Origin of the sequence: Serratia sp. CY40230, assembly GCF_052168835.1 — a bacterium.
In the GTDB taxonomy this organism is placed as follows: domain Bacteria; phylum Pseudomonadota; class Gammaproteobacteria; order Enterobacterales; family Enterobacteriaceae; genus Serratia; species Serratia nematodiphila.
This window is the reverse complement of the sequence record NZ_JBJNLX010000001.1, coordinates 1,231,782-1,254,457: the sequence shown is the minus strand read 5'-3', so window position 1 is coordinate 1,254,457 and position 22,676 is coordinate 1,231,782. Positions and strand designations below refer to the sequence as shown.

Annotated in this window: 22 protein-coding genes; 15 read left to right on the top strand and 7 right to left on the bottom strand. The window is 60.2% G+C overall.

Going from position 1 to position 22,676, the window contains the following annotated elements:
- Positions 1 to 152 precede the first annotated feature (152 nt).
- The gene (nudK, locus tag ACJ8IJ_RS05940; RefSeq protein ID WP_004941760.1) at positions 153 to 728 is read left to right on the top strand and encodes a GDP-mannose pyrophosphatase NudK; all 576 of its coding nucleotides are present in this window, start codon (positions 153 to 155) and stop codon (positions 726 to 728) included.
- 50 nt (positions 729 to 778) lie between these two features.
- Here the strand turns inward: nudK and tkt are convergent, their stop codons facing one another.
- From tkt to rpiB, 3 genes are all read right to left on the bottom strand, one after another.
- On the bottom strand, positions 779 to 2,773 hold the full coding sequence (tkt, locus tag ACJ8IJ_RS05935; RefSeq protein ID WP_118891713.1) for a transketolase: 1,995 nt from the start codon (positions 2,771 to 2,773) through the stop codon (positions 779 to 781).
- 18 nt (positions 2,774 to 2,791) lie between these two features.
- Positions 2,792 to 3,742: a transaldolase gene (gene tal / locus ACJ8IJ_RS05930; RefSeq protein ID WP_004936597.1), complete on the bottom strand. Its 951-nt coding sequence runs from the start codon at positions 3,740 to 3,742 to the stop codon at positions 2,792 to 2,794.
- Positions 3,743 to 3,935: 193 nt separating this feature from the next.
- Positions 3,936 to 4,394 carry a ribose 5-phosphate isomerase B gene (gene rpiB, locus ACJ8IJ_RS05925; RefSeq protein WP_004936593.1) on the bottom strand — a complete coding sequence of 153 codons (459 nt, stop codon included), beginning with the start codon at positions 4,392 to 4,394 and terminating at the stop codon, positions 3,936 to 3,938.
- A gap of 318 nt (positions 4,395 to 4,712) precedes the next feature.
- Between rpiB and ACJ8IJ_RS05920 the strand changes: the two genes are divergently transcribed.
- The 6 genes from ACJ8IJ_RS05920 to ACJ8IJ_RS05895 all read left to right on the top strand — a co-directional run bounded on the left by ACJ8IJ_RS05920 (position 4,713) and on the right by ACJ8IJ_RS05895 (position 10,715).
- Entirely contained in the window at positions 4,713 to 5,825 is a 1,113-nt protein-coding gene (locus tag ACJ8IJ_RS05920; RefSeq protein ID WP_004936590.1) for an erythritol/L-threitol dehydrogenase, read from the top strand.
- 66 nt (positions 5,826 to 5,891) lie between these two features.
- Positions 5,892 to 7,160 carry an MFS transporter gene (locus ACJ8IJ_RS05915; RefSeq protein WP_004936588.1) on the top strand — a complete coding sequence of 423 codons (1,269 nt, stop codon included), beginning with the start codon at positions 5,892 to 5,894 and terminating at the stop codon, positions 7,158 to 7,160.
- Between the two features lie 35 nt (positions 7,161 to 7,195).
- On the top strand, positions 7,196 to 7,966 hold the full coding sequence (locus tag ACJ8IJ_RS05910; protein WP_131165018.1) for an SDR family oxidoreductase: 771 nt from the start codon (positions 7,196 to 7,198) through the stop codon (positions 7,964 to 7,966).
- Positions 7,967 to 7,995: 29 nt separating this feature from the next.
- Positions 7,996 to 8,997 carry a dihydroxyacetone kinase subunit DhaK gene (locus ACJ8IJ_RS05905; RefSeq protein WP_004936581.1) on the top strand — a complete coding sequence of 334 codons (1,002 nt, stop codon included), beginning with the start codon at positions 7,996 to 7,998 and terminating at the stop codon, positions 8,995 to 8,997.
- A 3-nt stretch (positions 8,998 to 9,000) separates the two neighbouring features.
- A complete protein-coding gene (gene dhaL / locus ACJ8IJ_RS05900) occupies positions 9,001 to 9,657 on the top strand; it encodes a dihydroxyacetone kinase subunit DhaL (RefSeq protein WP_004936578.1) in 657 nt (218 codons plus the stop codon).
- A gap of 95 nt (positions 9,658 to 9,752) precedes the next feature.
- Positions 9,753 to 10,715, top strand: a complete 963-nt coding sequence (locus ACJ8IJ_RS05895; RefSeq protein WP_004936575.1) for a sugar-binding transcriptional regulator — start codon at positions 9,753 to 9,755, stop codon at positions 10,713 to 10,715.
- A 63-nt stretch (positions 10,716 to 10,778) separates the two neighbouring features.
- Here the strand turns inward: ACJ8IJ_RS05895 and ACJ8IJ_RS05890 are convergent, their stop codons facing one another.
- Complete coding sequence (locus tag ACJ8IJ_RS05890) at positions 10,779 to 11,372, bottom strand: lytic polysaccharide monooxygenase (protein WP_004936574.1); 594 nt, start codon at positions 11,370 to 11,372, stop codon at positions 10,779 to 10,781.
- Between the two features lie 403 nt (positions 11,373 to 11,775).
- Here ACJ8IJ_RS05890 and ACJ8IJ_RS05885 point away from each other — a divergent pair, with 403 nt between their 5' ends.
- Positions 11,776 to 12,717 (top strand): LysR family transcriptional regulator, encoded by a 942-nt coding sequence (locus tag ACJ8IJ_RS05885; RefSeq protein ID WP_033645764.1) that lies wholly within the window; start codon positions 11,776 to 11,778, stop codon positions 12,715 to 12,717.
- A gap of 85 nt (positions 12,718 to 12,802) precedes the next feature.
- Here the strand turns inward: ACJ8IJ_RS05885 and ACJ8IJ_RS05880 are convergent, their stop codons facing one another.
- On the bottom strand, positions 12,803 to 14,302 hold the full coding sequence (locus tag ACJ8IJ_RS05880) for a glycosyl hydrolase family 18 protein (protein ID WP_442518348.1): 1,500 nt from the start codon (positions 14,300 to 14,302) through the stop codon (positions 12,803 to 12,805).
- Positions 14,303 to 14,596: 294 nt separating this feature from the next.
- Here ACJ8IJ_RS05880 and ACJ8IJ_RS05875 point away from each other — a divergent pair, with 294 nt between their 5' ends.
- The 5 genes from ACJ8IJ_RS05875 (at position 14,597) to maeB (ending at position 18,339) form a co-directional block, all read left to right on the top strand.
- Positions 14,597 to 14,923 carry a phage holin, lambda family gene (locus ACJ8IJ_RS05875; RefSeq protein WP_033643982.1) on the top strand — a complete coding sequence of 109 codons (327 nt, stop codon included), beginning with the start codon at positions 14,597 to 14,599 and terminating at the stop codon, positions 14,921 to 14,923.
- Entirely contained in the window at positions 14,913 to 15,314 is a 402-nt protein-coding gene (locus tag ACJ8IJ_RS05870; RefSeq protein ID WP_004936549.1) for a M15 family metallopeptidase, read from the top strand. The genes ACJ8IJ_RS05875 and ACJ8IJ_RS05870 overlap by 11 nt, the downstream gene beginning before the upstream one ends.
- A complete protein-coding gene (locus tag ACJ8IJ_RS05865; protein WP_060444452.1) occupies positions 15,311 to 15,691 on the top strand; it encodes a DUF2570 family protein in 381 nt (126 codons plus the stop codon). The genes ACJ8IJ_RS05870 and ACJ8IJ_RS05865 overlap by 4 nt, the downstream gene beginning before the upstream one ends.
- Entirely contained in the window at positions 15,672 to 15,845 is a 174-nt protein-coding gene (gene lysC / locus ACJ8IJ_RS05860) for an Rz1-like lysis system protein LysC (RefSeq protein ID WP_004936544.1), read from the top strand. Before ACJ8IJ_RS05865 ends, lysC begins: the two co-directional genes overlap by 20 nt.
- Before the next feature lie 214 nt (positions 15,846 to 16,059).
- Positions 16,060 to 18,339 carry an NADP-dependent oxaloacetate-decarboxylating malate dehydrogenase gene (maeB, locus tag ACJ8IJ_RS05855; protein WP_016926766.1) on the top strand — a complete coding sequence of 760 codons (2,280 nt, stop codon included), beginning with the start codon at positions 16,060 to 16,062 and terminating at the stop codon, positions 18,337 to 18,339.
- A gap of 49 nt (positions 18,340 to 18,388) precedes the next feature.
- Here maeB and mmuM read toward each other — a convergent pair whose 3' ends face one another.
- Together mmuM and mmuP are read right to left on the bottom strand one after the other, a co-directional pair.
- Positions 18,389 to 19,327 carry a homocysteine S-methyltransferase gene (gene mmuM, locus ACJ8IJ_RS05850; RefSeq protein ID WP_442518347.1) on the bottom strand — a complete coding sequence of 313 codons (939 nt, stop codon included), beginning with the start codon at positions 19,325 to 19,327 and terminating at the stop codon, positions 18,389 to 18,391.
- Complete coding sequence (gene mmuP / locus ACJ8IJ_RS05845; protein WP_015378686.1) at positions 19,317 to 20,726, bottom strand: S-methylmethionine permease; 1,410 nt, start codon at positions 20,724 to 20,726, stop codon at positions 19,317 to 19,319. Before mmuP ends, mmuM begins: the two co-directional genes overlap by 11 nt.
- Before the next feature lie 176 nt (positions 20,727 to 20,902).
- On the opposite strand from mmuP, the gene ACJ8IJ_RS05840 reads away from it, so the two are divergent.
- Together ACJ8IJ_RS05840 and ACJ8IJ_RS05835 are read left to right on the top strand one after the other, a co-directional pair.
- Entirely contained in the window at positions 20,903 to 21,742 is an 840-nt protein-coding gene (locus ACJ8IJ_RS05840) for a ChaN family lipoprotein (RefSeq protein WP_049188790.1), read from the top strand.
- A gap of 102 nt (positions 21,743 to 21,844) precedes the next feature.
- Positions 21,845 to 22,642, top strand: a complete 798-nt coding sequence (locus ACJ8IJ_RS05835) for a TonB family protein (protein ID WP_442518346.1) — start codon at positions 21,845 to 21,847, stop codon at positions 22,640 to 22,642.
- Positions 22,643 to 22,676 lie beyond the last annotated feature (34 nt).

Genomic DNA, 22,676 nt, shown 5'->3' with positions numbered 1-22,676 from the left:
GCGATTCGTCTGTCAGATTATGCGTCCGCCCACGATGTATTTTTAATCCTGGTTTGCCCGGAGAGGCGTTGTGATTTTTGTTGCAAATCGTCTGCTGCGGCGCAGCGTAATCGCGGTATGATTTTCACGTTGCAACTCAAGGAAAAAGGGTCATGTCGTCGAAAATTGAGAATGTGAAGAAAGAGCTGTTGTCGGACAACTGGTATGTGCTGCACAAGTACACGTTCGATCTGCAACGCAAAAATGGCGGTTCGGTGCAACAGATGCGCGAGGTTTACGATCGCGGCAACGGCGCCACCATTTTGCTGTACAACCGCGCCAAGGGCACGGTGGTGCTGACCAACCAGTTCCGCATGCCGACCTATGTCAACGGCAACGAAAGCGGCATGCTGCTCGAGGCCTGCGCCGGCCTGCTGGACGCCGATTCGCCGGAGCAGTGCGCACGCCGCGAAGCGGTGGAAGAGACCGGTTTTCAGGTGGGCGAGGTCAAAAAAATCTTCGAAGCCTACATGTCGCCGGGCGGCGTGACCGAGATCGTGCACTTCTTTATCGCCGAATACCATGACGATGAGCGGCGCGCGGCCGGCGGCGGCATTGAAGATGAAGATATCGAAGTGATCGAACTGCCGTTCAGCGAAGCGGTGGCGATGATCGCCGATGGCCGCATTAAAGACGGCAAGACCATCATGCTGCTGCAGTATTTGCAGATTCATCGGGTGATGGAATAAAAAAAGCCGGTCATGATGACCGGCTTTTTTATCGGCTGGCGTCAGACCGCTTACTTCAGCAACGCCTGCGCCTTCGCCACCACGTTGTCCACGGTGAAGCCGAACTCGGCGAACAGCTGCTCCGCCGGCGCCGACTCACCGAAGGTGGTCATGCCCACGATGGCGCCGTTCAGCCCCACGTACTTGTACCAGTAGTCCGCGATACCCGCTTCCACCGCCACACGCGCCGTCACCGCCGCCGGCAGCACCGACTCGCGGTACGCCGCATCCTGCTTGTCGAACGCGTCGGTCGACGGCATCGACACCACGCGCACCTTGCGGCCCGCCGCGGTCAGTTTGTCCGCCGCTTCCACCGTGATGCCCACTTCGGAGCCGGTGGCGATCAGGATGACGTCCGGCGTGCCCGCGCAGTCTTTCAGCACGTAGCCGCCGCGGTACACGTTCGCCAGCTGCTCTGCGGTGCGCGGCTGCTGGGTCAGGTTCTGGCGCGAGAACACCAGGGTGGTCGGGCCGTCGTTACGCTCGATGCCGTACTGCCACGCCACCGCCGATTCTACCTGGTCGCACGGGCGCCAGGTGCTCATGTTCGGGGTCACGCGCAGGCTCGCCAGCTGCTCCACCGGCTGGTGGGTCGGGCCGTCTTCGCCCAGACCGATGGAGTCGTGGGTGTAGACGAACACGTTGCGCAGCTTCATCAGCGCCGCCATGCGCACCGCGTTGCGGGCGTATTCCACGAACATCAGGAAGGTCGCCGAGTACGGCAGGAAACCGCCGTGCAGCGCGATGCCGTTGGTGATGGCGGTCATGCCGAACTCGCGCACGCCGTAATGAATGTAGTTGCCCGCCGGGTCAACGTTCAGCGCTTTCGAACCGGACCATAGGGTCAGGTTGCTCGGCGCCAGGTCGGCGGAGCCGCCCAGGAACTCCGGCAGCACCTTGCCGAACGCTTCCAGCGCGTTCTGCGACGCCTTGCGGCTGGCGATGTTGGCCGGGTTGGCCTGCAGTTTTTCCACGAACGCTTTGGCGTCGGCTTTCCAGTCGGCCGGCAGCTCGCCGTTCATGCGGCGCTTGAACTCGGCGGCCAGTTCCGGGAAGGCCCTGGCGTAGGCGGCGAACTTGTCGTTCCAGGCCGCTTCCTTGGCCTGACCGGCTTCTTTGGCGTCCCACTGGGCGTAGATGTCCTGCGGGATTTCAAAGGCGGCGTATTTCCAGCCCAGTGCTTCGCGGGTGGCGGCCACTTCGGCGGCGCCCAGCGCAGCGCCGTGCACGTCATGGGTGCCGGCCTTGTTCGGCGAACCAAAGCCGATAACGGTCTTGCACATCAGCAGCGACGGCTTGTCGGTCACCTGGCGGGCTTCTTCAATCGCGGCCTTGATGGCGTCCGGGTTGTGGCCGTCGACGTTGCGCACCACGTGCCAGCCGTAGGCTTCGAAACGCAGGGCGGTGTCGTCGGTGAACCAGCCGTCGACGTGGCCGTCGATGGAGATGCCGTTGTCATCGTAGAAGGCGGTCAGCTTGCCGAGCTTGAGGGTGCCGGCCAGGGAGCAGACTTCGTGCGAGATGCCTTCCATCATGCAGCCGTCGCCCATGAAGGCGTAGGTGTGGTGGTCGACGATGTCGTGGCCAGGGCGGTTGAACTGCGCCGCCAGGGTGCGTTCGGCAATGGCGAAGCCGACGGCGTTGGCGATGCCCTGGCCGAGTGGGCCGGTGGTGGTTTCAACGCCCGGGGTGTAGCCGTACTCCGGGTGGCCCGGGGTTTTGGAATGCAGCTGACGGAAGTTTTCCAGCTCGCGCATCGGCAGGTCGTAGCCGGTGAGGTGCAGGAGGCTGTAAATCAACATGGAGCCGTGGCCGTTGGAGAGCACGAAACGGTCGCGGTCAGCCCAGTGCGGGTTAGTCGGGTTGTGGTTGAGGTAGTCACGCCACAGGACTTCGGCGATGTCCGCCATGCCCATAGGGGCCCCCGGGTGGCCGGAATTTGCTTTTTGTACGGCGTCCATGCTGAGTGCGCGGATAGCGTTGGCAAGCTCTTTACGAGAAGACATAACGAAACTCCAATGCGATTACAGTTGAGCGGCCAACATGTCTTCCAGCTTCTGCTGGTCGACGGCGAACAGGCGAATGCCTTCGGCGAGTTTCTCCACCGCCATGGCATCCTGATTATGCAGCCAGCGGAACTCCGCTTCGGCCAGCGGAGCCGGTTGGTGGAAGCCTTCGGTAGACGGGGTCAGCTTGCGTTCGACCGGCTGCTCGCTGTTTTTCAGCTGTTCCAGCAGGTTTGGCGCGATGGTCAGGCGATCGCAGCCGGCCAGCGCCAGGATCTGCTCAACCTTGCGGAAGCTGGCGCCCATGATCACCGTCTGGTAACGATGACGCTTGTAGTATTCATAGATGGTACGCACCGATTTCACGCCAGGATCCTGATCGGCGTCGTAGTCGGCGGCAGGCTGTTTGGCCTGGTACCAGTCATAGATGCGGCCGACGAACGGCGAGATCAGATACACGCCGGCTTCGGCGCAGGCGCGAGCCTGGGCGAAGGAGAACAGCAGCGTCAGGTTGGTGTTGATGCCTTCTTTTTCCAGCTCCTCGGCGGCTTTGATGCCTTCCCAGGTGGAAGCCAGTTTGATCAGGATGCGCGATTTGTCGATGCCTTGTTCTTGGTACATGGCGATCAGTTTGCGCGCTTTGGCGACGCACATGCCGCGATCGAACGACAGGCGAGCGTCCACTTCGGTGGAGATGCGGCCCGGCACGCTTTTGAGGATCTCGACGCCGATATTGACCGCCAGCTTATCGCTGGCGTTGATCAGCTGGGTTTCCTTGCTGCCGCCCTGGCGGCGGGCATACTCCAACGCTTCGGTGATCAGCGCCTTGTACTGCGGCAGCGCGGCGGCTTTCAGGATCAGCGAAGGGTTGGTGGTGGCGTCCTGGGGTTCGAACTGGCGGATGGATTCGATATCGCCGCTGTCGGCGACCACCGTGGTCAGCTGCTTGAGTGCGTCTAATTGATTCATTGATAAGCTCCTTGACCAAGCTCAATGTAGGGAAATGAGAACCTTTTTCATCATAGGGGGAACACACTGCATCATCGGATCGAGAATGAAAATGCGCTTTTTCTGATTGTTGCGATGGATAATAACAATGAATGCCGAATAAACCCAGGCGGAGCGCGGCTTGCGCGCGACCGCCATCGAGACGGCAGGCGGTTTAACGCCGTCCGGCCGCGTTTTCGTAATAGCCGATCCGCTCGACTTTCGGCGCCGATCCTCCCCCTTCAAACTCCGATTCCAGCCAGGCATCGACGATGGTTTTCGCCAGTTCGGCACCGATGACCCGCGCGCCCAGCGTGATGATCTGAGCATCATTGCTTTTGCGCGCCCGCTGGGCGGAGTAGGTATCGTGACATTGCGCCGCACGAATGCCGGGCACTTTATTGGCCACGATGCTCATACCGATGCCGGTGCCGCACAGCAGGATGCCCCGCCGATGTTTTTCCTCCCGTATCGCCTGCGCGACGCGATAGGCGATATCGGGATAGATCCCCGTTTCTGCGGCGCGATCCGTCGTGTAGTCAATGACGGGGATGTCCCGTTGTTGCAGGTGGGCAACGATCAGATCTTTCAGTTCAATGGCGGCATCATCGGCGCCGATGGCGATAGGCAGCATAGCGGTCTCCTGATTGGTAACGAAAAGGGTGGCGATCCTCGGTGGTGCCACGTTCATTACCGTATCTCTGTTCAATCAAATGTTCAATCAATGTTCTTTTGTTTTTTGCCTGGATTTTCAGTTTGCCACTGTAAAAGGTGATCTTAGTCACTAAAAAAGGGCTTTTAATCGTTATTCACTCTAGTGAAGACGGGTTTTTGAGCGATATCACACTTTGATAAGTTCACTGTGGGCAAATTGAACGCATGGCGTTAGTGTTCATTTGTTCTTTGTTTGTGTTAATGATCAAAAGAAATTTCCCTACCAGAGGAGAGTGCTATGTGTCAGACCTGCATAACAGAGGCGAAAATGGCGGCCGGTATCCCCGAGATCATGAAGGCGGTTGTGGCGTACGCCCCGAAAGATTACCGCCTGGAACAGGTGCCGGTACCGAAGATCGGCCCGAAAGAGATCCTGGTGAAGATCGAGGCCTGCGGCATCTGCGCCGGTGATGTTAAAGCGTTCGAAGGGGCGCCCAGCTTCTGGGGCGATGAAAAACAACCGGCGTACATCAAGGCGCCGATGATCCCCGGCCATGAATTCATCGGCCATGTCGTGGGGTACGGTGAAGGCGTCGAGGGCTTCAATCTCGGCGATCGCGTGATATCAGAACAAATCGTTCCCTGCTGGCAATGCCGCTTCTGCAACCGCGGTCAGTATTGGATGTGCGAAAAGCATGACCTGTACGGTTTCCAGAAAAACGTTAACGGCGGCATGGCCGAGTACATGAAGTTCACCAAAGAGGCGATTAACTATCATGTGCCGGCCGACCTGCCGATCGAAAAAGCCATTCTGATCGAACCCTATGCTTGCTCCTTCCATGCGGTGCAACGCGCCAATATCAAACTGGGCGATGTGGTGGTGTTGGCCGGCGCCGGCACCCTGGGGCTGGGCATGATCGGGGCCATCAAGAAATCCGGGCCCTCGAAGCTGGTGGTGCTGGATCTGTCCGACGAACGTCTGGCCTTGGCGAAGCGCTTCGGCGCGGATGTGACGCTCAATCCCACCCGGGACGACGTGCCCGCCGCGGTTAAAGCGATGACCGAGGGCTACGGCTGCGACATCTACATCGAGGCGACCGGCGCACAGAAGTCCGTGGAACAGGGCCTGACGCTGATCCGCAAGCTTGGCACCTTCGTGGAATTTTCCGTGTTTAAGGATCCGGTGACCGTCGACTGGAGCATCATCAGCGACCGCAAGGAGCTGGACGTGCTCGGTTCTCACCTCGGCCCTTACTGCTACCCGCTGGTGATCGAAGGCATCGCCAATGGCGATCTGCCGACCGAAGGCGTGGTGACGCATACGCTGCCGCTGGAACAGTTCGCCGAGGGCTTCGAGCTGATGAAGCGCGGCATCGGTTCAATCAAAGTGGTGCTTAATCCAAACCTCTGAAACCTGCATCGTTCTTCGGGTGCGGGCGAGCCTGCGCCTCCATAATCACATGTGCTGGGGTGTTCTATGTTGCATGGACTGATTCATCGCATTGGTCTGTCACCGAAACTGCTGCTGGGCTATGCCGGCGTGTTGGTGTTCATGATGGGCGAAGGGCTGGAACAGGGCTGGCTGTCGCCCTATTTGATTGGCAAAGGGCTGAGCATTCAGGAATCGGCGCTGCTGTTCAGCGTTTATGGCTTTGCGGCCGCCATCGCTGCCTGGTTTTCCGGCGTGTTGGCGGAAATCTTTACCGCCCGGCGGGTGATGTTGGCCGGCCTACTGCTGTTTCTGTTCGGTTCGGTGTGTTTTTTGACGTTCGGCCTGCCGAGCAACAACCTGGCGATCATGGTGCCGACCTATGCGCTGCGCGGCTTGGGTTATCCGTTGTTCGCCTACGGTTTTCTGGTGTGGGTGGCGTATGAGGCGCCGCCGGAAAGGCTGGGGTCGGCGGTGGGGATTTTCTGGTTCGTCTACAGCGGCGGGCTCAGCGTGCTGGGCGTGCTGTATTCCAGCATCATGCTGCCTTATCTCGGCGAGATCCACACGCTGTGGAGCGCGCTGATTTTCGTCGTGCTGGGCGCGGTGATTGCGCTGATGCTCAATCGCGACGACGGCGCGGCACAGAGCGGCAACCGGGAAAAAGCGTCGCTGGGTTATGTCTTGAAAGGCATCACCATCGCGTTTGAAAACCCGAAGATCGGCCTGGGCGGCATCGTGCGCACCATTAATACCTCCGCGGCATATGGCTTCGTCGTATTCATGCCCATGTACATGATGGATATGGGGTTCACCCGCACGCATTGGCTGCAGATGTACGCCGCGCTGTGGACGGTCAACATCATTTTCAACCTGATTTTCGGCGTGATCAGCGACGGGCTCGGCTGGCGCAATGTGGTGATGTGGTTTGGCTGCGTCGGCTGTGCCTTGACCACGCTGATGTTCTACTACGTGCCGCAATTCTTCGGCGCCAACTACCTGTTGACCGTGTGTGCCGCCGGGTTGTTCGGCGCCTGCCTGGCGGCGTTCGTGCCGCTGTCGGCCATCATGCCGTCGCTGGCGCCGGACAATAAGGGCGCGGCGATGTCGATTCTCAATCTGGGCGCCGGCCTGAGCACCTTTGTCGGCCCGGCGGTGGTGGGGCTGTTTATCGGCAGCCTCGGCACCGTTGGCGTGATCTGGATCTTTACCGGTTTATACCTGTTCAGCGGTGTGCTGATGAAATTTGTCACGCTGCCGAAAGAAAGCGCGACGGCGCAGGAAGAACGCGGCGCGAGTTTGGCGAAAATATCCTGACCGAGGGTGAAGTTCACAGTTTTAAGGGGAAATTTATGATTAATCATCAAACTACGGCGCCGCGCGAGCTCTCGCTGCAGGGCAAGGTGGCGCTGATTACCGGCGGCGCTGCGGGGATCGGTCTCGCTATTGCCGAACGCTATCTGCAAAACGGCGCGCGCGTGGCGCTGCTCGATCGGGCGCCGCAGGTTGCGGAAGTGGCGCGACAGCTGGACGCCGAGGCGGCGGTGGGCGTCGTGGCCGACGTCACCGATGCCGCATCGGTGGAGCGGGCGGTGGCGCAGATTGAGGCGCATTTCGGGCGGCTGGACGTGCTGGTCAACAGCGCCGGCATCGTCGCGCTGCATCCGGCCGAGGAGCTGCCGGAAACGGCGTGGGATGCAACCCTGGCGGTCAATCTGAAAGGCGTGTTTCTTACCTGCCAGGCGGTGGGGCGCCGTTTCATTCGCCAGCGCGGCGGCAGCATCATCAATCTCGCCTCGCAGGCCGGGGTGGTGGCTTTGCCTAATCACCTGGCCTATTGCGCCAGCAAGGCGGGCGTGATCGGTCTGACCCAGGTGTTGGCGCTGGAGTGGGGGCCGCACAACGTGCGGGTTAACGCCATTTCGCCCACCGTGGTTTTGACGGAGCTGGGCCGTAAGGCCTGGTCAGGCGAGGTGGCGGAACAAATGAAGCAGAAAATCCCGCTGCGGCGTTTCGCCGAGCCGCAAGATATCGCCGCCAGCGCCCTGTTTTTGGCCGGCGACGCGGCGGCGATGATCACCGGCGCCAACCTGGTGGTCGACGGCGGTTACACCATTCAATAATTTCTTATTCAGGCGACAGAGAGGCCGCGATGAACAGAATCATTAACGATCCCGATCACGTAGTAGAAGACGCCATTCAGGGCTACAGGCTGGCCCACCCGAACTATTATGCAGCCACCGATAATGCGCGGGTGTTGAAATATCCGCCGGCGCCGATCGCCGGCAAAGTGGGCATCGTCACCGGCGGCGGTTCCGGCCACGAGCCGGCGTTCCTGGGGTATGTCGGCAAAAACATGCTGGATGCCGTCGCGATTGGCGAGATTTTTTCATCGCCTACGGCGGGGGCTTTTCTCGACGCTTTCAAGGCGGCGGACAGCGGTGCGGGCGTCGCTTGCCTGTACGGCAACTACGCCGGCGATAACATGAACGTCAAGATGGCGATCAAGAAGGCCACGGCGGCCGGCATACGGGTGAAAACCGTGGTGGCCAACGATGACGTCGCCTCGGCGCCGGCCAGTGAGATCGATAAACGGCGCGGCGTGGCCGGCGAAATTCTGATGTGGAAGGTCGGCGCGGCGGCGGCGGCCAAGGGATACGATCTGGACGGCGTGATCGGCGCGGCGCAAAAGGCCATCGACCGGTGTCGTTCAATCGGCGTCGGCCTCAGTTCCTGCACCATTCCCGCGGTCGGCAAACCCAATTTTCATATCGAAGACGGCAAGATGGAGATCGGCATCGGTCATCACGGCGAACCGGGCATTGAGGTATCGCCGATCCAGTCGGCGTCGGCGATGGCCGGCACCATGCTCGATTTCGTGCTCAACGACATGCCGCTGGAACAGGGGCAGGAGGTGGCGTTGCTGATCTCCGGGCTAGGCGCCACGCCGGTGATGGAGCTGTATATCTATTATGCCGAAATAGAGCGTCGGTTGACGGCGAAAGGCGTGCGGGTGCATCGGCGCTACGTCGGCAATTACTTCACGTCGCTGGAAATGATGGGCGTGACGCTGACGCTGATGACGCTGGATGACGAACTGAAAACGCTGCTGGACATGCCGGCGCAATCTTTAGGCTTAACCCAGGTGGAGTGAATCATGACGGAACAAATTTCAACCCGGTACGGCAGTGAGATCGTTACGGGGCTGATAGAAACCATTGTCAGCAACCGCGAATACCTGAGCGAAATCGACGGCGCCATCGGCGACGGTGACCACGGCATTAATATGTCGAAGGGATTCGCGATGTGCGGCGATGCCATTCGCGGCCGCGAGCTCACGCTGGCGCAGGCGTTCGATGCGGTATCGGATGCGCTGATGGAGGGCATCGGCGGTTCGATGGGGCCGCTGTACGGCAGCCTGTTCATGGGCATGGCGGAGAGCGTCCGTGAGCGCAGCGTGCTGGACAAGCAGGCATTTTTGGCGATGTTGCACGGCGGGTTGCGCGAACTGCAGGACATCAGCAGCGCGGGCGTGGGCGACAAGTGTCTGATGGATACGCTGATACCGGCGGTGGCGGCATTTGAGCAGGCGGTGGGACGCGGTGACGACTTCGCCGCTGCGCTGGAACAAATGAAAATCGCCGCAGAGCGCGGGCGGGACTCCACCCGCGAGCTGGTGGCGAAAATCGGCCGCGCCAGTCGTCTGGGCGAGCGTTCGCGCGGCGTACTGGACGCCGGCGCGGTATCTTGCTGCCTGCTCTTGACCCGATTGGCGGACGAGGTGGAGCAACGACTGAATACCGTTGCCGCCTGAACGCGTTATACTAGCGGGCATTCAGCCTTGTCGGAGGGGCGTGTATCGTCCCTCCGCCATCATCAACCGGCCTGCCGTGGGGAAACGTCTAACGGATGGAAAAACAAACTGTGTCCCAGGATAACGAACTGCTGACCGAAATCGCCGTTGCTTATTATCAGGATGAGATCACGCAGGAAGAGATCGCCAAAAAGTTCGGCATCTCACGGATCAAAGTCGGTCGTTTGCTCAAGCGCGCCAAGGAAGAAGGCATCGTCGAGATCAACGTGCGTTATCACCCGGTATTCAGCACCCGGCTGGAACAGCAGATGATGGAACGTTTTCCCATCAGCCGCGCGTTGATCGCGCTCGACCATCAGGACGAAGAGGAACAGCGTCGGCAGGTGGCGGCGCTGGTGTCCAATTATCTGGCGATGTCGCTGAAAGACGATATGGTGTTGGCGGTCGGCCAGGGACGCAACGTGGCGGCGATCGCCGATCATGTCGGCAGTGTGACGGAACGCAACTGCAAGTTCATCTGCGGCATCGGCGGCACCCACCGTCCGGGCGACGCGATCAACGCCGACCATATCAGCCGGCGTCTGGCGAAGAAGTTCGGCGGCAGCAGCGAGACGCTCTATGCGCCGGCCTACGTCGAAAATCGCGCGCTGAAAGACGCCTTCATGCAGAACGGCACGATTAAGGAAACGCTGGATCGTGCGCGTAAGGCCGATGTGGCGTTAGTCGGCATTGGCGACATGAATGAAAACAGTTATATGGTGAAATTGGGGTGGTTTACGCCGCACGAGATTATCGACGCCAGCCTTAATCAGGGCGTGATCGGCGACATCGCCGGCTATGACTTTTTCAATGCTCAGGGGCAGCATGTCGACACGGTGATGAATGACAGAGTGATCGGGCTGAGCATTGATGAGCTGCGCAAAATCCCTTGCGTGATCGCCATTGCTTCCGAGAATACCAAGGCGCTGGCGATTTTGGGGGCTTTGCGCACCGGCGCCATCGACATTATCGCCACCAGCGCGCTCAATGTGCGCACTATCCTCAACATGTCGCAATAGCGACACCTGCAAAAAAGGGTTCAGCGCCAGGCTGAACCCTCAACGATCTCCTCATTTGACCGATTATTTACTCAGGTTGACGTCGATCGCCTGATAGAAGGCGTTAGCGGTGTCGGCTATGTCCCACACGGCAAGGATCACGTGCGAACCGCTGCGATCTGCCGGTATGTTGCACTGGTGGGTGACCTGTGCGGCAGGGATGGCGCCGCCGTCGTTGAACTGGCAGAACGGCGTCAGGTCAAAGGAAGCGCGGGTCAGCGGCTGCGAAGCGTCCCAGTTCGGCTTGGTGATGAAATAGCGCCAGCTGGTGGTGCTGTGACGCGCGGTCAGCTTCCAGGTAAAGGAGTTCGGGCCGGTTTTCAGGTTGAGCTTGTTCCAGCGCGTCGGCGTTTGCTGATCCAGTTCGAAGAAGGTGGACTTGTCGGCGCTGGCGATATGGCCGTCAGCCGGACCGGCCTGCGGGAAGCCTTTCAGGCCTTCGACGCTCTGCGGTTCGTACTGCACGCTGCCGCACTGGGTGTTGAGCTGCAGTTTGCACTGATAGGCGCGGCTGGCCGGCGATTCGACATAACCGTGGGCATTCGCCTGTTGCGAAACGCCGAACATGGCCGCGCTCAGCAGGCCCAGAGAGAGCAGGGTACGGGAAGTTTTGTTCATAAGTCACTCCTGACTGAAATTATGTTGTAAGTTGAGCGTATTTCACCGACAAAATGAGAGACTAATAACGCAATTGGAAATAACCATTTCTGTCGGCTTGTTTTATTTTTACCATTCTGGTTTGGCCGTAGATCGGAATGTTTTACCGGCTATTAACGAAAAATATTATGATGACAATCTTTGATCGTTAGGCCGAATTTATTTAACTGTCACAGTGTAAAAGCACGGCGCTATGATGAAATTTATATCAAGTAGTGATGAATAGTATTTAAGATAGCGCTCTCATTTATGAAGTATATTGCTTGTTGCGTTGAGTACCCTTGTTTGATTTGATCGATTTTTGTGCGCCACCACCTTGGGAATTTAGTGTCATTTTCTTATTTTATTTTAAAGAGGAATTTGTATGACTAGATTATCCCTGGACGCGATTAAAATAATCAGCACCATCAAGAACACCGGATCTTTCTCTATGGCCGCGGAGGCGCTGCATAAAACGCCTTCGGCGATCTCTTATCGGGTTTCCAATATTGAAAGCAAACTTTGCGTGAAACTTTTTCATCGCAATGGCCCCATGATTACCCTGACGGATGAAGGGGAATTTCTCCTGCAGGAAGGCAGTTGGATTTTAAATGCGGTGCAGGATCTGGAAAGCCGGGTGCGCAACATCCCCAAGCTGGACAATAATATCCGCCTGGCGGTAGACACCTTCTTCCCGCTGGAAACGCTGACGCAGGATATCCGCGACTATATTCAGCATTGCCCGAACGCCAATATCTCGGTGCAGCGGGAAGCGTTGAACGGCACCTGGGATGCGCTGAAAAACAACCGGGCGGATCTGATCATCGCCATCGGCCAAATTCCCGACAGCGTGCAGGCCAAAACCCTGATGCTCGGCAAGCTCAACTTTGTGCTGTGCGTATCGCCTTCGCACCCGTTCGCGGCGCAGAGAAAGCCGGTGTGCAAGAAACAGCGGTTGAACGACATCGTGGTGGTGATCGCCGACAGCAGCCATGAGCTGCCCAAGCGCAATCATGGTACGCTGCCCTTGCAGCGTCAGTTGGTGGTGTGCGATGTGGAAAGCAACCTGGCGCTGCTCAAGCGCGGCATCGGCCACGCTTTTCTGCCGCCTGCGCTGATCGAAAAGGAATTGGCCAGCGGCGAACTGGTGACGGTGCCGGTGGAGATGCAAAAGGGCGACGAAATGATTTGGCTGGCGTGGCATCCGGCCAGCAAGGGCGCCGGGTTTAACTGGTGGCATGAGCGGCTGACGCGCAAAAGCGATGTCTACAGCCTGATGGGCCGCGAAGTGGTGCGGGATGGCGGCTATCCATGGTGCCACAACTGAAGGAATAGAGACGAAGGGACGCGAAAATCAAACGGTTAACTCAATGAAAACCCCGCAGCATTCGGCTACGGGGTTTTTTTATGGTTTACGCCACGCGGCCCACCTTCAGCCAGGCGCTGTCTGAACCCGGTGCAGAGGTGATGTAACCCCACTTGGTCTGCCAGACGTAGCCTTGGTAGGACACCAGCGCGCCCTGCGCGTAAGTGGTGCCCGGCACATAGGCCGGCGCGGTCATGATAGGCAGGTTGCCGGGGCCGACGCCGGTGTAGCGCAGCCCGGTGCCCATATCCAGCTGGCTGTCGTCGTAGTCTGCAGCGTTGAAATAGCGATCCAGCGCGGCCAGCAGATCGCCGTTGCGGTTGTCTTGCCCCAGATGCCAGAACATCACGCCGCCCAGCTGCTGCTGCTTGATGTACTTCGCTTTGTATTTGAAACTCTCGGCATCGTCATAGGTGACGAACAGCCCGTTCTGCGCATGATACAGATAAGGGGTTTTGGTCTTGTCGTTCCACAACCGCTGATAGCCGTAGTTGCCCTGCAGCATCTGCTCCAACTGGCGATAGGAGGCGATGCGCGGATCCTTGTCGCGCACGCACTCTTCACAGCCCACCAGCCAGTAGTCGGTGCTCGGATACGGATCTTCGCCCGGCGTGCTGTGGCTGCTGTATTGCCCACCGTTGCCGCCGCTGACGCCCTTGAAGGCGCGGCCATAGAAGGGCACGCCCATGACGATTTTGGCGCTCGGCACGCCTTCCATCATCAGGTGTTGCTGCACTGCGGCGTCGACCGTCAGGCTGAACGGGCTGGGGAAGGCGCGGGTTAGCTCTTCCCAGCTCCAGCCCAGATTGGCTTCGCGCAGCGCGTTGTAGAAGGTCGGCCCGGCCGCGTCGCCGAACAGTGCCGCCTGGTGGTTGGTTACCTTCTCCCAGGGGCCGGCCAGATCGTAGGTCATCAGGTTGATGTAATCGAGCGGCGCGACGATCTGCGCCAGCTTGCTGTAATAGCGCGACAGGAAGAAGGCGCCGCCGGCGCCGGCGATGGTCAACTGATACGGCAGCGCCTGGCGGCCGTCGGCGACGGTTTGCTGATTCAGCAAGGTGCGGATCTCCTGCAGCGCGGCGATGAAGCCGTCCACTTCCGAGGCTTGCGGGTACTCCCAGTCGATGTCCACGCCGTCGAAACCGTAATCCTTCATGATGCGCACGCAGGATTGGGCGAACTTGGCGCGCGACGCCGGGGTTTTCACCGCGTTGACATAGTTGGCGTGCGACACGCCCAGATCGTTGGAGTAGTACCAGCCGCCGATGGAGAACATGATGCGCAGGCTGGGGTTATGCGCTTTGAGCGCGGTCAAACGGTTGACCACATCGCGCGCCTTGGCGTCGTTGGTGGCCGGATCCCAGGCGCATTCCAGGTTGCTGTTGATATCCAGGAACGAGAAGTTGATGTGCGTCAGCTGTTTGGCTTTGGCCGGCGTAATGTTGGAAACCGGGAACGGCACGATAGAGGTATCGGACTCGGTGTAATTATTGATTTGGTTGGTTGGAATAAAATAATACCCAATAACGGCTTTGTGTGTGGACATGGTATTTCTCCAGAGTGGATGTTTTTATGATGGGGAAGTATTTCCCACCGCCATTAATGTTTATTTTTCGTAAAAACAAAAGTCGAAATAAATCACTATAAGAATGAATTTTTTATTCACTGCCGCCTGTCTTGGCGTTTATGTGTTGTGCCAACGTTCAGCGTGAATGAATTCGACCATAGGGCCTGTATTTATTCATTTGCTTTGTAATAGCATCCTTAACTAGATTCTGAGTATCCGATGTCCCACCGGCCGTGATTGGCATTTAATTAAAAATAAAAAAGGAGATGAGCTATGTCCAGCATAGAGCCTGACGCTGTTGGCTTAATAGTCCAGCGAGTATGTGAATATCTTCAGCCGGTATTGAACGCCATTCTGGCCGGCGTGATGGCGCTATTACATGGCGCCTATCGCAACGTGGGTATTCGGCGACGTTTATTGAATGCGGCGATGTGCGCGTTATTGGCCTGGACGGTGCGCGATGCGCTGGCGTTGATGGGCCTGGAATTAAACTGGGCGAATTTGGCCAGCGTATTGATTGGCTTTATGGGGGCGGATTACATCAACGCCTTAATTAAAAAATTCATCGGCAAAAAGACGGGGTTTAAAAATGTTAAATGACATCGAAGAGATTCGCTTTACCGCCCGCAGCGAAGAGAACCTGCGCGGCGTGCACCCGGATCTGGTGCGCGTTATTCGTCTGGCGCTGCGTTATTCGCTGGTGCCGTTTTCCGTCAGCGAGGGGCTGCGCAGCATGGCGCGCCAGCGGGAAATGGTGCGCGCCGGCAACAGCCAAACGTTGCGCAGCCGCCACCTGACCGGGCACGCGGTGGACGTGGTGGCGATGCCGGCGGGCGTGGTCTCCTGGGAGTGGGATTACTACGCGCAGATTGCGGTGGCGGTGCGGCGCGCGGCGCGTGAATGCGGCATCAACGTCGAATGGGGCGGTGAATGGAAAACCCTCAAGGATGGCCCGCACTTCCAGCTGGCGTTTCGGGACTATCCGGCATGAGCGGCTGGCTGCAGAAACTGATGCAGGGCGGGTTGCTGCTGCTGTTGCTGGCGGCTATCTGCCTCGGCGGCTACAGCTCGCTGTTGTCGCACCAGTTGGCGTCCGCGCGGCAACAGGCGGCGGAACTGCAAAAAAGCCTGGCGCAGCAGGCGGGGCTGATCGCCACCCTGCAGACCCAAGATGCGCAAAATCGTGCGCTGATGGCGGCGCAGCAGCGGCAGGAACGGCAGCTGCGCCAGCAACACGAGGCTTATCAGAGGAAATACCGTGAAGCGATTAAAAACGATCCCTGCGCCGCTCAGCCTCTGCCTGGCGCTGTGTTTGAGCTCCTGCGCCCGGCCGCCGGCGCCGCAGGCCGTGCCGCTGTTGCCCCCTGAGTCGGTGTTCGCGCCCTGTGAGCAGCCGCAGCTGCAGGGGGAGACCTGGGGCGATGCGGTGAGCTATGCCCTGGCGTTACAAACCTCGTTACACATTTGCGCCGGCCAGGTGGAGACGCTCAACGCCTGGCGCGCCACGCTGCCGCCGCGCTGACGGCGGCGTTTCTCTGCTCGTCCCGCAGGCCTTCTTTTTTTACTTTTAAAACGCTCTTTCGACCAAGGTTATGGCGCGCTTCAAAGTTTGTGATGTTTCTCTCACTATACTTCAAGGCTGTGCCCTGTCATTGTAATTGGGCGCCATGGCCCACGGCAGGGCGCAGCCTCAAAGCCTTACCTCAACATAAAAGCAAAAAACAAAGGAATCCATAATGGACGAACAGCTCAAACAGAGTGCCCTTGATTTCCATCAGTTTCCTGTCCCAGGGAAGATCCAGGTTTCCCCTACCAAACCGTTGGCGACCCAGCGCGATCTGGCGCTGGCCTATTCGCCGGGCGTCGCCGCGCCTTGCCTCGAGATCGCCGAAGATCCGCTGGCGGCCTACAAATACACCGCGCGCGGCAACCTGGTGGCGGTGATTTCCAACGGCACGGCGGTACTGGGTCTGGGCAATATCGGCGCGTTGGCCGGTAAGCCGGTGATGGAAGGCAAGGGCGTTTTGTTCAAGAAGTTTTCCGGTATCGATGTATTTGATATCGAAGTGGATGAGCATAACCCTGACAAATTAATCGACATTATCGCCGCGCTGGAACCGACCTTCGGCGGCATCAACCTGGAAGACATCAAGGCGCCGGAGTGTTTCTACATCGAACAGAAACTGCGTGAGCGCATGAAGATCCCGGTGTTCCACGACGACCAGCACGGCACGGCGATCATTACCACCGCCGCGGTGCTCAACGGCCTGCGCGTGGTGAAGAAGAACATCTCCGATGTGCGGCTGGTGGTGTCCGGCGCCGGCGCGGCGTCCATCGCCTGCCTGAACCTGCTGGTGGCGCTGGGGCTGCGTCAGCAGAACATCACCGTCTGCGACTCCAAGGGCGTCATCTATAAAGGCCGCGACGCCAATATGGAACAGACCAAAGCCGCCTACGCCATCGAGGATAACGGCCAGCGCACGCTGGGCGATGCCATCCCGAACGCCGACATCTTCCTCGGCTGCTCCGGCCCGGGCGTCCTGACGCAGGATATGGTGAAAACCATGGCGCGCGATCCGCTGATCATGGCGCTGGCTAACCCGGAACCGGAAATTCTGCCGCCGCTGGCCAAAGCGGTGCGCCCGGACGCCATCATCTGTACCGGCCGTTCCGACTACCCGAACCAGGTGAACAACGTCCTGTGCTTCCCGTTCATTTTCCGCGGCGCGCTCGACGTGGGCGCCACCACCATCAACGAAGAGATGAAGCTGGCCTGCGTGCACGCCATCGCCGATCTGGCGCTGGCGGAGCAGAGCGACGTGGTGGCTTCCGCGTATGACGATCAGGATCTCTCCTTCGGGCCGGAATACATCATTCCGAAACCGTTCGATCCGCGTCTGATCGTCAAGATCGCGCCGGCGGTGGCCAAGGCGGCGATGGATTCCGGCGTGGCGACGCGCCCGATCGAAGACTTCGACGCCTATGTGGAGAAGCTGGCGGAGTTCGTCTACAAAACCAACCTGTTCATGAAACCGATCTTCTCGCAGGCGCGCAAAGAGGTGAAGCGGGTGGTGCTGGCGGAAGGCGAGGAAGAACGCGTGCTGCACGCCACGCAGGAGCTGGTGTCGCAGGGGCTGGCCTTCCCGATCCTGGTCGGCCGTCCGAGCGTGATCGAGATGCGCCTGAAAAAGCTGGGCCTGCAGCTGACGCCGGGCAAAGATTTCGAAGTGGTGAACAACGAGTCGGATCCGCGCTTCAACGAATACTGGGGCGAGTACTACCAGATCATGAAACGCCGCGGCGTTTCGCAAGAGCAGGCGCGCCGCGCGGTGATCGGCAACCCGACGCTGATCGCCGCCATCATGCTGCACCGCGGCGAAGCGGATGCGATGATCTGCGGCACCATCGGCAGCTACCACGAGCATTACGACGTGGTGAAGAACGTGTTCGGTTTCCGTGAAGGCGCGCACGTCGCCGGCGCGATGAACGCGCTGCTGCTGCCGAGCGGCAACACCTTTATCGCCGACACCTACGTCAACGACGATCCGACGCCGGAACAGCTGGCGGAGATCACCCTGATGGCGGCGGAAACCGTGCGCCGCTTCGGCATTGAGCCGAAGGTGGCGCTGCTGTCTCACTCCAGCTTCGGCTCGTCTGATTGCCCGGCGGCGCGCAAGATGCGCAAAACGCTGGAGCTGGTGAACGAGCTGGCGCCGGAGCTGGAGATCGACGGCGAAATGCACGGCGACGCCGCGCTGGTGGAAAGCATTCGTCACGATCTGATGCCGGACAGCCCGCTGAAAGGCTCGGCCAACCTGCTGATCATGCCGAACATGGAAGCGGCGCGCATCAGTTACAACCTGCTGCGCGTCTCCTGCTCGGAAGGGGTGACCGTCGGGCCGGTGCTGATGGGGGTCGCCAAGCCGGTGCACATCCTGACGCCGATCGCCTCGGTGCGCCGCATCGTCAACATGGTGGCGCTGGCGGTGGTGGAAGCCCAGACCGAACCGCTGTAAGGCCGGGTTGAGTGACTGGCCCCCTGCGCCGTAGGCGCCGGGGGCTTTTTTATGCCTTGCAGCGCGCGGCGATGGCGCGGATATCCTGCGGGGTGGTGCGGCAACAGCCGCCGATCAATTGCGCGCCGAGCGCGCGCCACTCTGTCGCCTGATCGGCCAGGCTGCCGTGTTCGCCGCCGCAGGCGTGCCAGGTTTTGCTCACCGCATCGTAGTGCTCGCCGGAGTTCGGGTAGACCAGCAGCGGTTTGTCGGCCAGCGCGCCCAGTTGGCGCAGCGCCGGGGCGACCTTGTCCAACGCGATGCAGTTGATGCCGATCGCCAACACCTGCGGGTTGCCGCGCAGTGCGGACATGACCTCCGTCAGCGGCGTGCCGTCACTGAGGTGTTGGCTGTCGCGCAGGGTGAAGGCGAACCAGGCGCCGAGCGTCGGGAACTCCTGCAGCAGCGTCAGCAGCGCCTGCAGTTCAGCGAACGACGGCAGCGTTTCGCAGGCCAGCAGATCGACGCCGGCGGCGGCCAGCGCGGCGAGGCGCGGGCGGTGGAAGGCAATGAAGTCATCCTGCGCCAGCCGATAGTCGCCGCGGTATTCCGAGCCGTCGGCCAGATAGGCGCCGTACGGGCCTACCGAACCGGCGATCAGCAGCGGCGCGGCCTGCGGGTGTTCGGCCAGATAATCGCGGCGCGCGCGTTGCGCCAGCTGCACGCTTTTGGCGATCAGCGCCAGCGATTGCTCCTGATCCAGGCCGCGGCGCAAGAAGCCCTGCGGCGTGGCCTGATAGCTGGCGGTGATGGCGCACTGGGCGCCGGCGTTGAAATAATCGAGATGCACCTGATAGATAAGCTCGGGATTTTCAATCAGCACCTTGGCCGACCACAGCGGATCGGTCAGATCGCAGCCGCGCGCTTCCAGTTCGGTGGCCAGCGCGCCGTCCAGGATCAGCGCGGGGTGCTCGGCCAGCAGGCGGGCGACGGGGTTGTTAACCGACATGTTGTTCTCCCAAAGCGGTTTTTTGCCCGGCGCGCCGGGTCAGGAAATAGGTGAGGTAGCACAGGGCGACGAACGGCAGCCCGCAGTAGAGCGCAATGCGCTGCTCCGGATCGAACGCCAGCCCGATGCAGGCCAGCAGGCACAGCGCAAAGCCGAGGATCGGCGTCAATGGGTAGCCGGGCGCACGGTATTTCAGGCCGCTTATCGGCTGGCCGCTGCGCAGATAGGCGCGGCGGAAAGCATAGTGGGCGGCGCAGATGCTCAGCCACACCGCCACCACCGCAAAGCCGGAGATCGCCGACAGGGCGACGAACACCGTGTCCGGTGCGATCACGCTGGTCAGCAGCGCCAGCACGCCGCCGAGCATGCTGAAGGTCAGGGCGTTGATCGGAATGCCGCGCGCATTGACGCGCGCAAAGTAGGCCGGCAGGGTGCGCTGGTGGGCCAGCGACCACAGCATGCGCCCCGAGGCGTACAGGCCGGAGTTGGCCGCCGACAGGATGGCGGTCAGGATCACGAAGTTGAAGATATCGGCGGCGTAAGGCACGCCGATGCGTTCAAACACCAGCACGAACGGGCTTTTGACGATCCCCGCCTGATCCATCGGGATCAACGCCGCCAGCACGAAGACCGTGCCGATAAAGAACAGCATCAGGCGGATCACCGTGGTGCGGATCGCCAGCGGCACGACTTTCTCCGGGTTCTCGGTTTCACCGGCGGCGATGCCGATCAGTTCCGTGCCGGAGAAGGCAAAGTTCACCGCCACCATGGTCATCAGGATCGGCAGCGTGCCGTGCGGCAGCCAGCCGGAAGCGGTCAGGTTATGCAGGAACGGCGCCGGCGTGCCGTCTTTCATCGGCAGCAGGCCGAACATGGCGGCGCCGCCCAGAATGATGAACGCCAGAATGGTCACCACTTTGATCAGCGAAAACCAGAATTCGCTTTCGGCAAAAAAACGGGTGGTCACGACGTTGAGCAGGAAAATCGCCGCGCAGAAGATCAGGCACCACAGCCACACCGGCGACTGCGGGAACCAGTACTGCATGCAGAATCCGGCGGCGGTCAGGCTGGAGCCCAGCGCCACCGTCCAGGTGAGCCAATACAGCCAGGCGACGGCATAGCCGGTGGCCGGCCCCAGATAGCGCGAAGCGTAGACGTGAAAGGCGCCGGTTTCCGGCATCGCCACCGACAGCTCACCCAGGCACAGCATCACCAGATACACCACCAGCGCGCCGATCAGGTAGGCCAGCAGCGTGCCGAGCGCCCCGGTGGTAGAGATGATATAACCGGTGTTGAAAAACAGCCCGGTGCCGATCACGCCACCCAGCGACAACATCACCAGGTGCCGGGCCTTCATGCTGCGTTTGAACTGCCCTGCGGCGGGCGCCGATGCGTGCATAATAATCTATCCGTATAGACGTCTAAATATCTGAATGGCTATTGGTTATACCCGTAATGCCTTTTTAACGCAATGCGCCACCGGCGATCGCCGCGTAAAAAATCGTTAAGTCGGATCTATATGCAAATGATAATTATTATCTATAATGTCGCCATTTTCGATAATGGGGCAACATGATGAGATATCTGATTTTATTGGCGGCCTTGGCGCTCGGCGCCTGCAGCCAAACGCCGGTGAAGGCGCCGGCCAATGACGTCGCGAGTTTGGGGAGCATCACCGATCTGCACAGCGGTGCGAGCCTGACGCCGGAGCAGCTGTTGACGCGATTGGCGCAGCAGCCGCGGGTGATCGTCGGGGAAAAACATGACAATCCTTACCACCATCAGGTTGAGCAATGGCTGTTGCAGCAACTGCCGCAGCGGCGGCCGCAGGGCAGCGTGCTGATGGAGATGATCAACCCGAACCAGCAGGCGCAGGTGGACAAAGTCAAGCAGTGGCTGCAGAGCGACCCCACAGTGCGTGACGGCCGCGTGGCGGAGCTGATCGCCTGGCAGCCGGGCTGGAAGTGGGAACTGTATGGCGGGGTGACGATGGCGGCGATGCGCGCGCCATACCCGCTGTGGTCAGCCAACCTGGATCGCAGCGAGATTACGGCGTTCTATCAGCAGCCGCAGTTCCCGGCGGGGCAGCTATCGGCGCAGCCGGCGGTGCGCAAGGCGTTGGAAGAGACCATCCGCACTTCGCACGGCGGCAAGATTGAGGCCGACCAACTGCACGCAATGTTGGCGATCCAGCAGCAGCGCGATCGGCGCATGGCGGAACGTTTGCTGGCGGCGCCCACGCCCGCGCTGTTGATCGCCGGCGGCTATCACGCCGCCAAATCGGTGGGCGTGCCGCTGCACGTGCGGGATCTGCAACCGGCGGCGGCGCCGACGGTGCTGATGCTGGCGGAGCCGGGCGTACAGGTCGATGCGAACACGGCGGACTACCTGTGGATCACACCATCAGTGAAATGAATACGTTAAGGCAGTGAAAAGGGGTGTTAATTATAGTTGCAAATGATTATCATTAGTAAATGTGATCTGCAATCATTCGCAATTAAGCAAGCTAATGCCCCTATGTTAAGTCAGTCTTATTCCCTTCCGGCCTTTGAGCTGCCGCAGCCGCGCTGGGCGCGCGGCCTGCTGCTCGCCCTGGCGGCGCACGCGGCGTTGGTGCTGCTGTTTTATTGGCCGCAGACGGCGCGGGAGCCGGTGGCCCTGCCGCCGCCGGCGGTGATGATGAGCTGGGCGGCGCAGATTGAAGCGCCGGAAAGCAAACCGCTGCCGCTGGGCGTGCAGCAGGCGGAGTCCGCCGCGGCGCAGCCCGCTGAGCAGCAGCAACAGCCGGATCTGCCCAAGCTGGCGCGCGCCGATAAAGCGAAGATCGTGACGGCGCAGAAGAAGCGCGCCGAGCACCGCCCCCCGCAAAAAGCGCAGCCGAAACCGCAGGAACAGGCCAAAGAGACGCGCAACGCCGCCGCGTCCAGCGCCGCCGCGCCGCAGGCGCAGACGCTCTCCCACCAAACCGCCGCGCCGATCAACAGCGATGCCAACAGCAGCGCGCAGGCCAAGCTGTCGTGGGAGAGTCTGGTGAAGGGCAAGCTGAACCGCATCAAGGAATATCCCCCGGATGCCCGCAACCGCCGGCGCAGCGGCATGCCGCAGGTCAGTTTCAGCGTCGACGCGCAGGGGCGGGTATCAAACGTGATCCTGCTGGCGCGTTCCGGCACCGCGTCGCTGGATCGGGAAGCGGTAGCGGTGGTGTCGCGCGCGCAGCCGTTGCCGCCGCCGCCGCCGGAGATGCTCCAGCAGGGGGCCATCAGGGTAAGGATGCCGATCGATTTCAATCTGGCGGAGCTGAACGCCCGCCGTTAATGCCCGCAGACGCCGCCTCGCCGCCGTCCGCCTT

What these genes read in the sequence shown, in the direction of transcription:
- ACJ8IJ_RS05905 (WP_004936581.1), top strand. Translation starts at nt 7,996, where the DNA reads ATGAACAGAATCATTAACGATCCCGATCACGTAGTAGAAGACGCCATT.
- mmuP (WP_015378686.1), bottom strand. Translation starts at nt 20,726, where the DNA reads ATGCACGCATCGGCGCCCGCCGCAGGGCAGTTCAAACGCAGCATGAAG.
- ACJ8IJ_RS05840 (WP_049188790.1), top strand. Translation starts at nt 20,903, where the DNA reads ATGAGATATCTGATTTTATTGGCGGCCTTGGCGCTCGGCGCCTGCAGC.
- ACJ8IJ_RS05920 (WP_004936590.1), top strand. Translation starts at nt 4,713, where the DNA reads ATGTGTCAGACCTGCATAACAGAGGCGAAAATGGCGGCCGGTATCCCC.
- ACJ8IJ_RS05870 (WP_004936549.1), top strand. Translation starts at nt 14,913, where the DNA reads ATGTTAAATGACATCGAAGAGATTCGCTTTACCGCCCGCAGCGAAGAG.
- ACJ8IJ_RS05915 (WP_004936588.1), top strand. Translation starts at nt 5,892, where the DNA reads ATGTTGCATGGACTGATTCATCGCATTGGTCTGTCACCGAAACTGCTG.
- ACJ8IJ_RS05875 (WP_033643982.1), top strand. Translation starts at nt 14,597, where the DNA reads ATGTCCAGCATAGAGCCTGACGCTGTTGGCTTAATAGTCCAGCGAGTA.
- ACJ8IJ_RS05885 (WP_033645764.1), top strand. Translation starts at nt 11,776, where the DNA reads ATGACTAGATTATCCCTGGACGCGATTAAAATAATCAGCACCATCAAG.
- dhaL (WP_004936578.1), top strand. Translation starts at nt 9,001, where the DNA reads ATGACGGAACAAATTTCAACCCGGTACGGCAGTGAGATCGTTACGGGG.
- ACJ8IJ_RS05895 (WP_004936575.1), top strand. Translation starts at nt 9,753, where the DNA reads ATGGAAAAACAAACTGTGTCCCAGGATAACGAACTGCTGACCGAAATC.
- tkt (WP_118891713.1), bottom strand. Translation starts at nt 2,773, where the DNA reads ATGTCTTCTCGTAAAGAGCTTGCCAACGCTATCCGCGCACTCAGCATG.
- mmuM (WP_442518347.1), bottom strand. Translation starts at nt 19,327, where the DNA reads ATGTCGGTTAACAACCCCGTCGCCCGCCTGCTGGCCGAGCACCCCGCG.
- nudK (WP_004941760.1), top strand. Translation starts at nt 153, where the DNA reads ATGTCGTCGAAAATTGAGAATGTGAAGAAAGAGCTGTTGTCGGACAAC.
- ACJ8IJ_RS05910 (WP_131165018.1), top strand. Translation starts at nt 7,196, where the DNA reads ATGATTAATCATCAAACTACGGCGCCGCGCGAGCTCTCGCTGCAGGGC.
- ACJ8IJ_RS05880 (WP_442518348.1), bottom strand. Translation starts at nt 14,302, where the DNA reads ATGTCCACACACAAAGCCGTTATTGGGTATTATTTTATTCCAACCAAC.
- tal (WP_004936597.1), bottom strand. Translation starts at nt 3,742, where the DNA reads ATGAATCAATTAGACGCACTCAAGCAGCTGACCACGGTGGTCGCCGAC.
- ACJ8IJ_RS05890 (WP_004936574.1), bottom strand. Translation starts at nt 11,372, where the DNA reads ATGAACAAAACTTCCCGTACCCTGCTCTCTCTGGGCCTGCTGAGCGCG.
- ACJ8IJ_RS05835 (WP_442518346.1), top strand. Translation starts at nt 21,845, where the DNA reads ATGTTAAGTCAGTCTTATTCCCTTCCGGCCTTTGAGCTGCCGCAGCCG.
- ACJ8IJ_RS05865 (WP_060444452.1), top strand. Translation starts at nt 15,311, where the DNA reads ATGAGCGGCTGGCTGCAGAAACTGATGCAGGGCGGGTTGCTGCTGCTG.
- maeB (WP_016926766.1), top strand. Translation starts at nt 16,060, where the DNA reads ATGGACGAACAGCTCAAACAGAGTGCCCTTGATTTCCATCAGTTTCCT.
- rpiB (WP_004936593.1), bottom strand. Translation starts at nt 4,394, where the DNA reads ATGCTGCCTATCGCCATCGGCGCCGATGATGCCGCCATTGAACTGAAA.